We start from the raw sequence: 550 nt of genomic DNA on the forward strand, positions 1-550 counted from the left end.
AGTTATCCACAGTTTCTGTGGACAACTGTGTGGAAATCTGGTTCGAAGCCCCGATGCACCGGGATTCAAGCTGGCTTGCACATAAAAGGGCCGGTTGATGCAGAATCGGAAACAAAACCAGTCGATTACCTACTGAACGGAAGGAGATCCAGATGACTTATCGCATTGCAGTCATTGTCGGCAGTCTACGGCGCGAGTCGTTCAATCGCGCGCTTGCAAACGCCGTGGCTTTGCTCTCGCCGGCCGACTTGTCGTTCGAACCGGTCGATATCGGCTCGCTGCCGCTGTACAGCCAGGATTCCGACGCCGACTTTCCCGACGTGGCCAAACATTTCAAGCAGACGATCGAAGCCGCGCAGGGCTTGCTGTTCGTCACGCCGGAGTACAACCGTGCGATGCCCGGCGTGCTGAAGAACGCGCTCGATTGGGGATCGCGCCCGTGGGGGAGCAATTCGTGGTCGGGCAAGCCGGCCGCCGTGCTCGGCACATCGCCGGGCGCGACCGGCACCGCGCTTGCGCAGCAGCATCTGCGCAACGTGCTCGCGTATCT

Annotated in this window: 1 protein-coding gene; it reads left to right on the forward strand. The window is 60.0% G+C overall.

The features are described 5' to 3' along the window. Positions 1 to 152: 152 nt before the first annotated feature. A partial coding sequence (locus J5M56_RS24025; protein ID WP_207937943.1) for an NAD(P)H-dependent oxidoreductase occupies positions 153 to 550 on the forward strand: 398 nt, incomplete at its 3' end.

The organism is Pseudomonas sp. 51_B, assembly GCF_017491595.1.
Classification (GTDB): domain Bacteria; phylum Pseudomonadota; class Gammaproteobacteria; order Pseudomonadales; family Pseudomonadaceae; genus Aquipseudomonas; species Aquipseudomonas promysalinigenes.